Below are 14,068 nucleotides of genomic sequence, written 5' to 3' on the forward strand. Positions count from 1 at the left end.
ATTTGCCCTGCCGGAGATCCCATGGCCGACGACATCGCCACCGCCTTCTGGACCCTGGCCCCGGGCCAGGGTGAACTGCGTCAGGAGCCGCTGCCCGCCCCCCGCCAGGGGGAGGTGCGGGTGCGTGCGCTCTATGGCGCCGTGAGCCGCGGCACCGAGGCGCTGGTGTTCCAGGGGCGGGTGCCCGAGAGCGAGTGGCGGCGCATGCGCGCCCCCTTCCAGGCCGGCGACTTCCCCTGGCCGGTGAAGTACGGCTACGTCAGCGTGGGATTGGTCGAGGCCGGCCCCGAGACCCTCGAGGGCCGCGAGGTGTTCTGCCTCTACCCCCACCAGGATCGCTACGTGGTGCCCGCCGCCGCCGTCACGCCCCTGCCGGCGGGGCTGCCTGCCGCCCGGGCGGTGCTCGCCGCCAATCTCGAGACTGCCATCAACGGCTGCTGGGATGCCGAGCCTCGCGTCGGCGATCGCATCGCCGTGATCGGCGCCGGCGTGGTGGGCGCCCTGGTGGCCTGGCTCTGCGCGGCGATCCCCGGCACCCGGGTACGGCTGGTGGACGTCTCGCCGGGGCGCGCCGAGCTCGCCCGGGCCCTGGGGGTCGAGTTCGCCCTGGCCGGCGAGGCGCCGGGGGACAACGACGTGGTGATCCACGCCAGCGGCAATCCCGCGGGGCTGCGCCAGGCGCTGTCCCTGGCCGGCGACGAGGCGCGGGTGGTGGAGATGAGCTGGTACGGCGATCGCGAGGCGAGCCTGCCGCTGGGCGAGGCCTTCCACTCCCGGCGGCTGCGCCTGATCGGCAGCCAGGTGGGGCGACTGCCCGCCGAGCGTACCCCGCGCTGGGACCACCGCCGTCGCCTGGCGCTGGCCCTGGAGCTGCTGTGCGACCCTCGGCTCGACGCCCTGATCAGCGGCGAGAGCGACTTTCATGAACTGCCCACCCTGATGCCGCGGCTCGCCGCGGGGGCGGGCGAGGTGCTCTGCCACCGCCTGCGCTATCCCGAACCCGCCTGATCCCACCCACCCCTGACCCCCAGGTCCCACCGGAGCCCAGCCCCATGTACCGACTCAGCGTCCGCGACCATTTCATGATCGCCCACAGCTTCAGCGGCGAGCTCTTCGGGCCCGCCCAGCGCACCCACGGCGCCACCTACGTGGTGGACGTCAGCTTCGCGCGCCGCGAGCTCGATGATCACGACCTGGTGGTCGACATCGGCCTGGCGAGCGAGGCCCTCAAGGCGGTGCTCGGCGAGTTCAACTTCGAGAACCTCGACGAGCTGTCGGAGTTCCAGGGGCGCAACACCACCATCGAGTTCATGGCCCGGGTGATCTTCGAGCGCCTGGCCACGGCGATCCAGCTCGGCCGGCTGGGGGAGGGCGCCACGGGTCTAGAGGCGATGACCGTCACCCTGCATGAGTCCCATGTCGCCTGGGCCAGCTACGAGGGCAGCCTGTGATGGTCGCGCCGCTGACCCTGATCGTGGCCGGCGACCCCGGCCAGCTCACCGGCGGCTATGTCTACGATGCGCGCATCGTCGCGGCGCTTCGCGTCCGGGGACGCAGCGTCGCGGTGGTGGGGCTGGCGGGGCGCTTCCCCGAGCCCGACGCGCGCGCCCGGGCGAGCATGGCCGAGGCTCTCGCCGCGCTGCCCGATGGCGCCCGGGTGGTGATCGATGGCCTGGCCATGGGTGGGCTGCCCGAGGTGGTCGCCCCTCATGCCGACCGCCTGGCGATCGTCGCCCTGGTCCACCATCCGCTGGCCGACGAGAGCGGCCTGCCCGCGGCGACCCGCCGCCGCCTGCTCGACAGCGAATCCCGGGCGCTGGCCCTGGCGCGCCGGGTGATCGTCACCAGCACCTTCACCGCCCGGGGCCTCGGGCGCCACGGCGTGGCCCCCGAACGGGTGCAGGTGGTGGAGCCCGGGGTCGACCCCGCGCCCCTGGCGGCCAGCGCCCTGGATCTGGAGACCCTCGGACCACGGCGCCTGCTCTGCGTGGCGACCCTGATCCCGCGCAAGGGCCACGACGTGCTGCTCGAGGCGCTGGCCGGCCTGTCACGCCGCGACTGGCGCCTGGAGGTGGTCGGCAGCCACCAGCGCGACCCCGACCACGCCGCGCGGCTGGTCGAGGCGGCGCAGCATCACGGCCTCGCTGGCCATATCGTCTGGGCTGGGGAGCGCGACGCCGCCGGCCTGGCCGCGGCCTACCATCGCGCCGAGCTCTTCGTGCTGCCCTCGCGCTACGAGGGTTACGGCATGGTGGTCACCGAGGCGCTGGCCCGAGGCCTGCCGGTGCTCACCACCACCGGCGGCGCCCTGGTCGACACCCTGCCGCCGGAGGCCGGTCTCGCCGTGCCTCCCGACGATGCGCCGGCACTCGCCGAGGCGCTGGCCGCCTGGCTGGACGACGCCGGGCTCCGCCGGCGGCTGCGCCGCGGCGCGCGTCAGGCGCGCAGCGGGCTGGCCGACTGGCACCAGGCCGGCGACCGCTTCCTGGCCGCCCTGGAGGGGCCGGCCAGCCACTCCCGTGATACCCGAGCCGAGGACACCCGCCCCGACGAGGAGAGCTCGCCATGAACGCCCCCGAAGCGGCCCTGAAAACTGCCGCCCCGCCCGCCGCCGTGCCCCGCGAGCGCTTCGCCGCCGACTGGCTCGCCAGCCGCGAGGTCCTGGATGCCCGCTCGCGCAGCCACTGCCTCACCGGGCTGGCCGCCGGCTGGCTCGCCGCGCGGACGCACGCCCATGGCGGCCCCGTCGGCATCGTCGACCTGGGCAGCGGCAGCGGCAGCAACCTGCGCTTCCTGGCATCGCGATTGCCGGGCCCCCAGCGCTGGCGGCTGGTCGACCACGACCCGGCGCTGCTGTCGCTGGCGCGGCGCCAGGCGGCGACCCTGCGCGACCCCGACGGGGCGCGCCCCCGGGTGGCAACCCAGTGCCGCGACCTCGCCCCGCTGGATGAGGCCCTGCTGGCGCGCGCCGACCTGGTGGTGGCCTCGGCGCTGTTCGACCTGGTCACCCGCGACTGGGCCGAGGCGCTGGTGGCGGCCGCGGTGGCCCGCCACCAGGCGCTGCTGTTCAGCCTCAGCGTGGACGGTGACTGGGCCTTCCTCGACGCGGCGGGCGAGCGAATCGAGGACGACGAGGACCGGGCGGTGCGCGCGCTCTTCCAGGCCCACCAGCGTCGCGACAAGGGGCTCGGCCCGGCGCTGGGCGGTGACGCCCCCGCGGTGCTGGCTGCGGCCATGGCCGCGGCGGGGTATCGCGTGGAGAGCGCGACCACTCCCTGGCATGTGGCCGCCGGCGACCCAGAGTGGCTGCCGCTGGCCGAGCGGCTGGTGCACGGCTGGCACGACGCCGCCCTCGAGCAGGCCCCGGAGGAGGGCGGGCGGCTCGCGCGCTGGCGGCAACGTCGTCTGGCGGGTCTCGCCGCGGGCGAGCTCGGCCTCAGCGTGGGCCATCGCGACCTGCTGGCCCTGCCGCCGCTGCCGACCGGGGGCGCCTGAGGGTGGCCCTGCTGCGGCAACTGCCGGGTCGCCTGCTGCGGCCGCTGGCGGGGTTGGCGATGCTTATCGGGCTCGTCGCCTGGCTCGAGCCGGCGGCGCTGCTCGCCGAGGTGCAGCGGCTGTCGCCGGGCTGGGCCCTGCTCGCCCTCGCGCTGACCCTGCCACCGCTTTTTCTCAGCGCCTGGCGCTGGCGGCTCACCGCCCGCCTGCTGGGGCTCTCTCTGGGCATTCGTCGGGCGCTGGCCGAGTACGCCCTGGCGCTGTTCCTCAACCAGGTGCTGCCGGGCGGGGTCGCGGGGGATGCCACCCGGGCCTGGCGTCACGCCCGCACCAGCGGCCGCCGCGGCGGTGCCTGGCGGGCGGTGATCATCGAGCGTGCCTCCGGTCAGCTGGCAATGGCGCTGTTGTGCGTCGTGGTGCTGGTCGCCTCGCCGCTCTGGCATGAGCTGATGGCGCGCGCCGCCGCCGGGGTGGCCGCCTCGGGGTGGCTCCCGGCCGTGGGCGCCGCCGTGCTGCTGCTGGTGGTGCTGGGCTGGCGGTTCGCCCGGCACCCGCCGGCGGCGCTGGCTGGCCTCGGCGGCGACCTGCGGCGCAGTCTGCTGGCCGCCTCGGTGTGGCCGAAGCAGCTCGGCGGGTCGCTGCTGGTGGTGGTGAGCTACGCCCTGGTGTTCGTCTGCGCCGCCCGGGCGATCGGTGTCAGCCTGCCGCTGGCCACCCTGCTGGCGCTGGTGCCGCCGGTGCTGCTGGCGATGCTGATTCCGCTCTCGGTCGCCGGCTGGGGCGTGCGCGAGGGCGCCGCGGCCCTGGTCTGGGGGCTGGCCGGCCTGCCGCCAGCCCAGGGGGTGGCGGTCTCGCTGGCCTATGGGGTCGTGGTGCTGGTGGCGAGCCTGCCCGGGGCCCTGGTGCTGCTGCAGCGTCTTGCCGGCACCGCACGGGGGCGCGCCGGTGACGCCCCCGGTGGCTCAGGCGGCGGGCGCCTCAAGGTCGAGGTCGAAGAGGGTGTCGTCGCCGCAGCGGAAGGTGCGGGAGGCGGGGCGGCGCGCCTCGGCGAGGGTGGCGATGGGCGTCATCGAGAGCCCCGGCCGGCCCGAGCCGATCAGCAGCGGCGCCATCAGCAGGTGCAGCCGATGCAGCACGCCGGCCTCCAGGAAACGCGACACCGTTACGCCGCCGCCCTCGATCAGCACGCGCTCGAGGCCCTGGTCGGCCAGCGCCTCCAGCAGCGCCGCCGGGGCGAAGCCGCCGCCGGTGAGCGGCAGCGCCAGGCGCGTCACGTGGGCCGCCGCCGAACCTGCCGGGCACGCCCCCTCGCCATGCAGGTGCAGGGTGGGCGCTTCCGGGTCCCGCAGCACACGACGCCCCGGCGCCACCCGGCCGCGGGGGTCGAGCAGCACCCGCACCGGCTGGGGGCCGCCGACATGGCGCACCGTGAGCTGGGGGTCGTCGGCCTCCACGGTGCCGGCGCCCACCACCACGGCATCCACCAGGGCGCGCAGGCGGTGCAGGTGCACCAGGCTCTGTGGCCCGTTGACGTAGTGGGAGTGGCCGCTCTCGGTGGCGATGCGCCCGTCGAGGCTCTGGCCGAGCTGGGCGATGGCCAGTCGCCCGGGGCGGGTCGCGAGCGGGGCGAGGCACTCCAGCAGCTCGCGGGCCTCGGGCGAGACGGGCCGCTCGGCCTGCCAGCCGGTCGGGGCAAGGTGCAGGCCGGCCACCGGGGCGCCGTCGCCGCCGGGATGGGCGGCCCGCAGCAGGGCCTGCCAGGCCTCGTCGGGGGAGAGCAGCGCGTCGCGGGCGTCCATGGCGCCTCCTGTCGGCGGATCGACCCCCATCATGCGCACTATGCCGTGGCGACGCCAGGCGCGGCGCCATCATCAGGAGAAAGCGATGCATCAGGTTGAACGGGCCATCTTCGATCTGCGACGCGGGCTGCCGGTGCTGGTCGCCGACGGCGACGACTGGGTGCTGGTCCAGGCCGTGGAGGGGGACGCCGAGGCGGCGGCCGCGCGGCTCGGCGAGCTTTCCGGGGGCGCGCCGGCGCTGGTGCTGAGTCGTCATCGGCTGGCGGCCCTGGGCGCCGAGGCGCCGGAGGAGGCGGCCCGGCTGCCGCTGCCCGAGGATGTCGCCGCCTCCCGCCTGGCGGCCCTGGCCTACGCGGCCTCGCCCGCCGCGCAACTCGGGCGCGCGGGGCTGGCGACGTGCCGGGCCGCCCTCGAGGCGGCCGGCCCCGGGGACCTGGCCGCCCTGGCGCTGATGCGTCGGGCGCTGTTGATTCCCGCCGCGCTGGTGGCGCGGGTCGCGGCGACGCGGCGCGAGGCGATCGCGGCGGCCCGCGCCGACGGTTCCCTGCTGGCGGTGGAGGCGGCCCAGGCCGCGCGCTGCCTGGAGGGGACCCCGGGGATGCTGCTCCGGGTCAGCGAGGCGCGCATCCCCCTGGTCGACGCCGACGACTGCCGTTTCATCCTCTTCCGCGAGCCCGACGGGCTGCGCGAGCACGTGGCGGTGGTGATCGGCGACCCGTCACTCGCGGCATCCGCGGCGGTTCCCCTGCGCCTGCACTCCGCCTGCCTGACCGGCGACCTGTTCGGCAGCCTGCGCTGCGACTGCGGCGAGCAGCTGCGCAATGCCGTGGCCGAGATCGAGGCGCTGGGCGGCGGGGTGCTGCTTTACCTGGCCCAGGAGGGACGCGGGATCGGCCTGGCCAACAAGCTGCGCGCCTACACCCTACAGGACGCGGGGCTCGATACCCTGGACGCCGACCAGGTGCTCGGCTTCGGCGAGGACGAGCGCCGCTACGGGGTGGCGGTGGACATGCTGGACGCCCTGGGCATCCGCCGGGTGCAGCTGATGACCAACAACCCCCTGAAGATGGCGGCCCTGGCCCGGGGCGGCATCGAGGTGGTGGAGCGCCAGGCGCTCTACGGCTCCCTCAATGACCACAACCACCGCTACCTCAGCGCCAAGGCCGAGCGTGCCGGCCATCTGCTCGACGAGGTGTTCCGGACGCGGCGCTGAGGCGTCATCTGGCGAGACAGCGAGGCGTCACAGGCTATCCAGGTAGGTGATCAACGGCATGGGATGAGCGATGGCGTAGCCTTGCAGGTAACCGACACCGAGGTCAGCCAGCGCGTCCTGTTGTGCCTGGGTTTCCACGAATTCCGCGACTACTCGCGCATCGAGCAGCTCGGCCAGGGCGCAGGTAGTACGTACCACCTCTCGGTCGAACGCCGAGGTGGTGATGTCGCGGATGAAGCTGCCATCGATCTTCAGCTCTTCCACGGGATACTGCTTCAGGTAGGCAAAGGTCGCGTGTCCGGTGCCAAAATCATCGATGGCCAGCCTGACACCCAGATCATGGATGGCCTGCACGTTGTGCCGCGCGAGGTGGGTGTCCTGGATGAGCATCGTTTCGGTGATCTCCAGGCAGAGCTGATTCGGAGGCCAGTCGTGGCGGTCGAGCAGCGTTGCCAGGGTGTCCGGAAAGGACGCATTTTCCAGGGAGCTGCCCGACAGGTTGATGGCGATCTCGGTCAGGTGTTGCCTGGCTGGATGGTCGGCCACGAGAGACAGGGCGCGACCCAGTACCCATTCATCGATGCGGGGCATCAGGCCGAAGTTTTCGGCGATGCCCAGAAAAGTATCGGGGCCCATCAGGCTGCCATCGGGCAGGCGCCAGCGGATCAGTATCTCGGCGCGGTGGATCTCCGGAAGGTCATGCTGGAGGATGGGTTGGGCAAAGAGGTCGAAGTCGCCATGGGCGGTATTCCCCGCCAGGGCATCGCGCAGCCGCCCTGCCCAGTCCAGGGCATCGCGGTGGCTGTCGATGAGCAGGTTTGGGGCGTCTTTATGATGGTAGAAGCGTTCCCTTTCCTGCTTGCCGGCCCGCTGACAGGCCATCAGCAGGAGGGAGGTCAAATGCCCTCGATGTGCCGGCATGATTCCTTCGATCAGTGCGACGCGAAGCCCGAGACGCGCGACTGGAAGCCGGCCGGCATTCTCGGCAGCTTGCAGGTCATCGCAGAGGCGTTCGGCCAAGGATGCCGGGGCGGTGCCCTGTGGCTTTATCGGGATGAGTAGCGCGAAGAGCCCCGGTTGTAGCCTGGCCCCCATTCCTTCCCGTGAACACACGCAGTGGCGAATCGTCTCGGTGATTCGGCGTTCGATGCCGTGGGCCTCATCAAGGCCGGTCAGGGTAGCGAGGTCATCGATATCGGGGACCTGGACACCGATTAGGGCATGCAGTGATGGGGCGGCATCTCCCTCCCTTCGATGTCGCAGCTGCTCGGTCAGCCCCAGGTCGTTATAGAGCCCGGTCAGGCCATCATGCAGGCGAGCCGCGTCCAGCTGGCGATTGGCGAGGTCATAGGAGTGCACCGACTCAATGGCCAGGAAGCCGATCAGGGTGGCCGTGAAGATGATCATCTGGCCATTGAGCATCGCCGGCTCGTCGAGAATGCCACCCGCGACGGTGTATAGACGCAGGTCGACGGCTGTCCAGGCGAGCACGAAGATGGGGACCACCAGCCTGGGCAGGCCGCCGGGCAGCAGGTAGACCGCCAGGATAGGGATGGTCAGGGCCAGGTAAGGCAACCAGCGCTGGGGAACCTCCTCGCTGTTCCCGAACAGCCACAGGGCGACCAGAACCAAGGTGGCTACCAGGCTCCAGGCGGCCAGGGCCAATCCGAGCGGACGCAGGCCATGGCGGCCGCGCAGCGGATGACCACGGCCCTCCATCCACTGCTGGGCGAGGGGTGTGAAGAGAAGCACCGAGGTGACCTCGGAGAGCCAGAGACCGGTCAACAGCTCGCCGCTGGGGATGCCATGGGCGAATTGCCAGACACCCAGGGCGGTGAAGAGACAGGCGCTGAGTGTCGCGATGATCGGCACCCGCAGCAGGCGACGGGCATGGTCCTGCTCGATGTGGTGCTGCAGCCAGCGAGAGAAACCGGCCACGAACAGCATCACCACGAGGAAGCCGCCGGTGCCCACCAGGATGCCGACGAGGTCGTCGCCCCGGGCGATGTTCCAGAGCAGCGCCGCCAGGGCGAAGGCCGGCACCAGGCGGATGCCGCGGGCAAGTACGCTGCCATAGGCCAGTGCATTGGCCACCCAAAGCGGCGAAATGGGCAGGGTGTCCGACATGGCAGGAAACATCAGGCTGACCCAAAGCGCCGCCAGCCACCAGATGATGAAGGCTTGCCCGCTTTCCACACACCGACGGAACAGCAGCCGCGGCCGGGTGAACTCTGGGTCTCGTCCTGGCAGCATGCCGGCCATCCCATTTCCCCCCTGGATATGTCACAGAGGGTAACGGATTACCCGCCACCGTGCGTTAACGGTGTGAGGTGTGGCGAGCCGCCATCGGCGTGCGAAGGTCCCGGCATACTCGTGATTTTCGGCGCCTTCGACGACGGATTCGGTCCTGATCTTGTCGGTGGACAAGCGCTTCTGGTCAGCTACTGCTGGGCGAGGGCGTCAGGGCCCGCCGTGGACCCTCTCGAGGCGCATGGCCCGGGTCTCCTGCAGGATACGGACGATGCGTTCGGCGTAGTGCGCCACCAGGCGTTCGCCCAGCGCTGCCGTCCCCAGCGGGGCGTTGCCGACCACGCCTCCGGGATGCAGGTCCTCGGCCAGCCAGGCGAAGGCCGCCTCGCCCTCGGGCCCCAGCAGCTGGCCCTCCTCGGCCATGGCCTGCCCCCGGGAGATGGAGGCGCTCAGCGCCTCGAGGCGCACCTTCCCCGGCGCAAGGTGGCGCATCAGGGCGGTCTCCAGCGCCCCGCCATGCAGCCCATGGCGAATTTCCTCGGCAGGCAGCGCGGCCTCGGGCAGCCCCTCCGGCAGCGGCATGCGCGTGTAGTGGACCTTGACCACCAGCAGGCCGTGGCGGCGACGCAGCCGCAGGGCGGCCAGGTCCATGACCGCCTTGTTGCCGCCGTGGGCATTGAGCCACACCAGGCGCTGGAAGCCGGCCCGGGCCACCGCCTCGCCGTGGGCCTCCAGGGTGGCGATGGCCAGCTCCGGCGGGAGGCTCAGCGTGCCGGGGAAGGCGAGGTGCTCGTCGCTGGCGCCCACCGCCAGGGCGGGCAGCTGCACCAGCGGGAAGCCCGCGGGCAGCCGCGCCAGGGCGGCTGCCAGCAGCCCCTCGGCGATGTCGAGGTCGGTGGAGAGCGGCAGGTGGGCGCCGTGCTGCTCGATGGCGCCGAGCGCCATCACCGCCACGCTCTCTTCGGGCAGGGCGGCGAGCTCCGGCGTGGTCAGCGCCTGCCAGCGGGGGAAGTCCGGCAGGGTAGCGTCGTCTTTCATTCAGGGGGCTCCCGGTTGGCGTCGGCGGTGTCATGGGGCGCGGCCAGCCGCGCGTAGAGGTCGCCGGAGGCGAGGCCGTCGGCGCCCCCGGCGAGCCAGGCGAGGGTGGCCTCGGCGTCGCGCCACTCGGCCCAGCGGAACGCCCGGCGTTCCCCCTCGATGGCGTTGAAGCGATAGTCGCCCAGCGCGGCCAGGCGTGTCACGCAGCGCTCGGCCACCCCCAGGGCGCCGGCCACGAACTCTACCGAGACGCCCGGAAGCGGCGTGGAGAGCCCCGTCAGCACCTCGGCCTCGTACCCTTCCACGTCGATCTTGCAGAAGCGCGGCACACCATGCTCGGCGATCAGCGCGTCGAGGGTGGTCAGGGTCACGCGATGCTGGCCCTCCCAGCGTACCTCGCGGAAGCCCGGGTTGTGCGCCCCGATGGTGGTGCGCCACTCGTGGGCCAGGGTGGAGACCGTGGGGTTGGCCTCGCTCACCGCGAGGCGTGCCTCGCCGGGGGCCGCCCCCGCGGCGAGGGGCAACAGGGTGACGCCGGGGCGGCCACCTACCAGCCGGGCCAGCCAGCGGAAGGGGCCGGGCTGGGGCTCCAGGGCCACCACCCGGGCCCCCAGGGCCTGGAAGGCCGCGGTGCGGTCGCCCAGGTGGGCGCCGATGTCGAAGGCCAGGTCGCCGGGGCCGATGAAGTCGGCATAGAGGCGGCGCAGCCCACGCTGGCGCCCCGGCCGCCAGTAGATGAACAGTGAACGGGCGAGGCCGAGGCCCTGGCGCAGACGAGCCGGGGAGAGAAGTGCCGTCATCGAGGTTCCTTGTGAAGGGACTGGGTGGGCATCTCCCCGGGGCACTCGGGGGGCGTTGGCCGAAGGGCCGCTGTCTCGGCTTCGGCTGCGTCGCCGTCGTTGAGGTCACGACGTGCTTCCAGCAGCCCCACATGGGTCCGGGACTCCGGCGTGCGCAGCAGGCCGAGGCGGTCCAGCCAGGCGGCGGCGCGGTGGCTGCCGCTAACGCGTACCAGCAGCGGCGCCAGGAGCAGGCCCACCCAGACCGGCGCCAGCCAGGCGAGGAGCAGCGGTGCCTGCCACTGGACGAGGGCGACCCACAGCGCGCCGAGCAGGGCGAAGGGTGCGGCGTGTCGCAGCGCGGCGCGCCAGGGCACGGCGCGCCCCTCGCGCGGCTGGGCTCCCCAATCGACGTTGGTGCCGGTGAGCACGCCGAGCACGAAGGCGCTGTGGAAGGCCATCATGATGGGCGCCAGCAGGATGGCGGCGACCGCCTCCAGCAGGGCGCCGGCGACCAGGCGCACCCGTCCGCCGTAGGCGGCGGCACGCCGCCCCAGGGCGAGCAGCAGGCCGAGCCCCTTGGGGAGCAACAGCAGGCTGGCGGTCAGTGCCAGCAGGGCGGTGATCAGCTCCGGCCGGGCCCGGGGCCAGAGCGGGAAGAGCTGCTCGCCGGCGGTGAAGTAGGCGGGCTCGCGCTGGGCGAGTAGCGCCGCGTCCAGGCTGCCGGCGAGCAGGATGGCGAGCCACAGCAGCGAGGAGACGAAGGCCATGGCGCCCAGCAGGAAGTGCAGCCGGCTCATGGCATGCAGGCCGGGTGCCCCCAGCAGGCGCAGGTGCTGCAGGTTGCCCTGGGTCCAGCGGCGGTCGCGCCGGGCGTAGTCGAGCAGGTTGCCGGGCATCTCCTCGAAGCTGCCCGGCAGGCGCGTCTCGAGCTCCACCTCCCAGCCGGCGCGGCGCAGCAGGGCGGCCTCCACGAAGTCGTGGCTGAGGATCTCGCCGCCCAGCGGCGGGCGGCCGGGCAGGCGCGGCAGGCCGGCGTGGTCCATGAAGGCGTGCAGGCGCAGAATGGCGTTGTGCCCCCAGTAGTTGGCGGCGTCGCCCTGCCAGGCGCCCTGGCCGGCGGCCAGCATGGGGGCGTAGAGGCTGGCGGCGAACTGCGAGAGGCGACCGAACAGGGTGACTTGGCGCACCGGCAGCGGCACCGTCTGGATCAGCGCGACCCGGGGGCGGGCCTGCAGGGCGCGCACCAGTCCCAGCACGGTCTCGCCTGCCAGGCGGCTGTCGGCGTCGAGCACTACCAGGAAGTCGAAGGCCGCGCCCCATCGCCGACAGAACTCGGCGAGGTTGCCTGCCTTGCGCCCGGCGTTGCTGTCGCGGCGCCGGTAGTGCAGGGTCAGGCGGCCCTCGAGGCAAGCCTGCAGCCCGGCGATGGCCTGTGCCTCCGCCGCGGCGATGGCGGGGTCGGTGGTATCGCTGAGTACGAAGAGCGTGAAGTGGCGCGCCTCGCCGGTGGCGATCAGCGACTCGGCGGTGGCCGCGAGGGCCGCGATCACCTGCTCGGGCGATTCGTTGTGGATCGGCATGGCCAGCACGGTGTGCCGGGTGATCGGCAGCCGAGCCTCGTCGGCGACCCGCGGGCGACGCTTGAGTGTCAGGGGGTCGCGGTCGGCCAGCAGCAGCAGGCAGCCGGCCAGGGCGGTCCAGAAGCCCACGGCGATCCAGGCGAAGGTGAGAGTGAAGAGGGCCAGGATCGCCACGCGCAGGGGGGTGAAGCCGTCCAGCCACAGCACCTGGGCCATCAGCCCCGCCCCGGCCAGGGTGGTCAGCCCCACCAGGGCGGCCAGCAGAAGCCGGCGTACGGCCAGCCCCGGCAGCCGCCCGGCGGCGGCGCGTCCGCGCCCCAGGGCGAGGCTAGCGCCGTTCGTCGGGGTGCCAGACATGGTTCCAGGTCTCGCTGATCACCTCGCCGTGCAGGCTCAGTCGCAGGCGCAGGTCGCTGGGGGCGTCGCCCTCGGGGTCGAGGCGGAAGGAAGCGCGCCAGCCACGTCCCTCCGGCAGGGGGCGTGCCTGCAGGTGGTGGACCGTGCCGCGGCTCGCGGTGAGCTCGGCCGTCACCGGCTGGTCGGCGGCCAGCCCCTCGAGTTCCCCGCCGGCGAAGTCGACCAGGAAGTGGCGGCGGCTGCGTGGCGGCGGGTCGGGGTCGCCGGGCACGCCGCCCCAGCCCTGGCGGGTACGCAGGACCCGGGCCGGCGCGATCCCGGCCGGCTCGGCGACGAAGGTGTGGGTGCGGTAGCGCAGCTCGCGCGCCTCGCCGGCACGCAGCGGGGTGTCGCTCACCCAGAAGGCGACGATGTTGTCGTGGGTCTCGTCCGGGGCGGGAATCTCCACCAGCTGCACGCGACCCGGGCCCCAGGGTTCGAGGGGCGCTACCCACTGGCTGGGACGCCGCTCGTAGCGGGCCTCCAGGTCCAGGTAGTGGGCGAAGTCGCGGGCCCGCTGCACCAGCCCGAAGCCCCCGGGGTCGCGGTCGAGCAGCGCCGAGACGCGCAGCGCCTGCGGGTTGGTGAGCGGCCGCCAGATCCACTCCTTCCCACCGGTGAGCACCAGCAGGCCGTCGGAGTCGTGCACCGCCGGGCGGTGGTCATCCACGTCGCGCGGGGTGGTGTCGCCGTGGGCGAACATGCTGGTCAGGGGGGCGATGCCCAGGGTCTCCACGTCGCGGCGGGCGAAGAGCCGGGCGGTCACCTCGACCTCGATATCGCGTCCCGGGGCGATGTCGAAGCGGTAGGCGCCGGCCAGCGAGGGGCTGTCGAGCAGGGCCAGCACCGTCATGCGGGTCGCCTCGGGGGCCGGGCGGACCAGCCAGAACTCGCGGAAGGCCGGGAACTCCTCGCCACGGGGCCGGGCGGTGTCGATGGCCAGCCCGCGGGCGGAGAGGCCGTAGCCCTGGCCGCGCCCCACCAGGCGGAAGTAGGAGGCGCCGAGGAAGACGGCGAACTCATCTTGGACCGCGGCGCGGTTGAGGGGGAAGTGCAGCCGGAAGCCGGCGTGGCCGGCGCCGGCGAGGTCCTGCCGCGCCAGCCCGGCGGCGGCGTCGTCGTAGCGGAAGCGGCTGGAGTCGAAGTCGAGCGTGGTCACCGTACCATCCTCCACCGTGTTGAGCTGCACCGGGGCATCGAACAGGAAGCCGGTGTGGAAGAGCTGCACCGTGAAGAGTCCGGCGTCGCGCCACAGAGCCGCCTCGGGGCGGAAGCGGATCTGGCGATAGGTATCGTAGTCCAAATCGCGCAGTGCCTCGGGCAGCGCCCCGGTGCCGGGGTCAAAGGCACGGGCGGCCAGCGCCTCGGCCCTGTCGGTGACACTCTCGAAGAGGGTCTCGACCTCCTCGGGGGCGGTGGCGGCGGCAGGAGGTGCCGCCACCAGCAGCAAGGCGAGGCCGGTGACCAGGCCGGCGATGGGTCTCGGGGGCATGGCGCGTCTCTCCCGGGGTTCCT

At 73.2% G+C, this 14,068-nt stretch carries 11 protein-coding genes and 1 pseudogene; 6 read left to right on the plus strand and 6 right to left on the minus strand.

Translation table 11 applies throughout. The features are described 5' to 3' along the window. The first annotated feature begins 21 nt into the window (after positions 1–21). The 5 genes and pseudogenes from RAN53_RS10960 to RAN53_RS10980 all read left to right on the plus strand — a co-directional run. On the plus strand, positions 22–1,008 hold the full coding sequence (locus RAN53_RS10960) for a zinc-dependent alcohol dehydrogenase (RefSeq protein ID WP_305796858.1): 987 nt from the start codon (positions 22–24) through the stop codon (positions 1,006–1,008). A gap of 44 nt (positions 1,009–1,052) precedes the next feature. Further along, positions 1,053–1,451 carry a 6-pyruvoyl trahydropterin synthase family protein gene (locus RAN53_RS10965; protein WP_305796859.1) on the plus strand — a complete coding sequence of 133 codons (399 nt, stop codon included), beginning with the start codon at positions 1,053–1,055 and terminating at the stop codon, positions 1,449–1,451. Then, on the plus strand, positions 1,451–2,569 hold the full coding sequence (locus tag RAN53_RS10970; RefSeq protein ID WP_305796860.1) for a glycosyltransferase family 4 protein: 1,119 nt from the start codon (positions 1,451–1,453) through the stop codon (positions 2,567–2,569). The genes RAN53_RS10965 and RAN53_RS10970 overlap by 1 nt, the downstream gene beginning before the upstream one ends. Further along, positions 2,566–3,495 (plus strand): methyltransferase domain-containing protein, encoded by a 930-nt coding sequence (locus RAN53_RS10975; protein WP_305796861.1) that lies wholly within the window; start codon positions 2,566–2,568, stop codon positions 3,493–3,495. Before RAN53_RS10970 ends, RAN53_RS10975 begins: the two co-directional genes overlap by 4 nt. Before the next feature lie 59 nt (positions 3,496–3,554). Next, positions 3,555–4,379: pseudogene (locus tag RAN53_RS10980) on the plus strand (lysylphosphatidylglycerol synthase transmembrane domain-containing protein); the annotation flags it as partial. A gap of 78 nt (positions 4,380–4,457) precedes the next feature. On the opposite strand, the gene RAN53_RS10985 reads toward RAN53_RS10980, so the two are convergent. Then, complete coding sequence (locus tag RAN53_RS10985) at positions 4,458–5,327, minus strand: RibD family protein (RefSeq protein WP_321169823.1); 870 nt, start codon at positions 5,325–5,327, stop codon at positions 4,458–4,460. A 52-nt stretch (positions 5,328–5,379) separates the two neighbouring features. Here RAN53_RS10985 and RAN53_RS10990 point away from each other — a divergent pair, with 52 nt between their 5' ends. Further along, complete coding sequence (locus tag RAN53_RS10990; protein ID WP_305796862.1) at positions 5,380–6,507, plus strand: GTP cyclohydrolase II; 1,128 nt, start codon at positions 5,380–5,382, stop codon at positions 6,505–6,507. A gap of 27 nt (positions 6,508–6,534) precedes the next feature. Here RAN53_RS10990 and RAN53_RS10995 read toward each other — a convergent pair whose 3' ends face one another. From RAN53_RS10995 to RAN53_RS11015, 5 genes are all read right to left on the minus strand, one after another. After that, positions 6,535–8,760 carry an EAL domain-containing protein gene (locus RAN53_RS10995; protein WP_305796863.1) on the minus strand — a complete coding sequence of 742 codons (2,226 nt, stop codon included), beginning with the start codon at positions 8,758–8,760 and terminating at the stop codon, positions 6,535–6,537. Positions 8,761–8,967: 207 nt separating this feature from the next. Next, positions 8,968–9,795, minus strand: coding sequence for a creatininase family protein (locus RAN53_RS11000; protein ID WP_305796864.1), 828 nt, complete (start codon positions 9,793–9,795; stop codon positions 8,968–8,970). Next, positions 9,792–10,595 (minus strand): FkbM family methyltransferase, encoded by an 804-nt coding sequence (locus RAN53_RS11005; RefSeq protein WP_305796865.1) that lies wholly within the window; start codon positions 10,593–10,595, stop codon positions 9,792–9,794. Before RAN53_RS11005 ends, RAN53_RS11000 begins: the two co-directional genes overlap by 4 nt. Then, positions 10,592–12,514, minus strand: a complete 1,923-nt coding sequence (gene mdoH / locus RAN53_RS11010; RefSeq protein ID WP_305796866.1) for a glucans biosynthesis glucosyltransferase MdoH — start codon at positions 12,512–12,514, stop codon at positions 10,592–10,594. The genes RAN53_RS11005 and mdoH overlap by 4 nt, the downstream gene beginning before the upstream one ends. Further along, positions 12,486–14,045 (minus strand): glucan biosynthesis protein, encoded by a 1,560-nt coding sequence (locus RAN53_RS11015; protein WP_305796867.1) that lies wholly within the window; start codon positions 14,043–14,045, stop codon positions 12,486–12,488. The genes mdoH and RAN53_RS11015 overlap by 29 nt, the downstream gene beginning before the upstream one ends. Positions 14,046–14,068: the final 23 nt, after the last annotated feature.

Origin of the sequence: Halomonas sp. SSL-5 (assembly GCF_030708455.1) — a bacterium.
In the GTDB taxonomy this organism is placed as follows: Bacteria; Pseudomonadota; Gammaproteobacteria; order Pseudomonadales; family Halomonadaceae; genus Halomonas.

Bases quoted from the DNA above. Each gene is read 5' to 3' on its own strand.
- RAN53_RS10960 (WP_305796858.1), top strand. From the start codon at position 22: ATGGCCGACGACATCGCCACCGCCTTCTGGACCCTGGCCCCGGGCCAG.
- RAN53_RS10965 (WP_305796859.1), top strand. From the start codon at position 1,053: ATGTACCGACTCAGCGTCCGCGACCATTTCATGATCGCCCACAGCTTC.
- RAN53_RS10970 (WP_305796860.1), top strand. From the start codon at position 1,451: ATGGTCGCGCCGCTGACCCTGATCGTGGCCGGCGACCCCGGCCAGCTC.
- RAN53_RS10975 (WP_305796861.1), top strand. From the start codon at position 2,566: ATGAACGCCCCCGAAGCGGCCCTGAAAACTGCCGCCCCGCCCGCCGCC.
- RAN53_RS10985 (WP_321169823.1), bottom strand. From the start codon at position 5,327: ATGATGGGGGTCGATCCGCCGACAGGAGGCGCCATGGACGCCCGCGAC.
- RAN53_RS10990 (WP_305796862.1), top strand. From the start codon at position 5,380: ATGCATCAGGTTGAACGGGCCATCTTCGATCTGCGACGCGGGCTGCCG.
- RAN53_RS10995 (WP_305796863.1), bottom strand. From the start codon at position 8,760: ATGCTGCCAGGACGAGACCCAGAGTTCACCCGGCCGCGGCTGCTGTTC.
- RAN53_RS11000 (WP_305796864.1), bottom strand. From the start codon at position 9,795: ATGAAAGACGACGCTACCCTGCCGGACTTCCCCCGCTGGCAGGCGCTG.
- RAN53_RS11005 (WP_305796865.1), bottom strand. From the start codon at position 10,595: ATGACGGCACTTCTCTCCCCGGCTCGTCTGCGCCAGGGCCTCGGCCTC.
- mdoH (WP_305796866.1), bottom strand. From the start codon at position 12,514: ATGTCTGGCACCCCGACGAACGGCGCTAGCCTCGCCCTGGGGCGCGGA.
- RAN53_RS11015 (WP_305796867.1), bottom strand. From the start codon at position 14,045: ATGCCCCCGAGACCCATCGCCGGCCTGGTCACCGGCCTCGCCTTGCTG.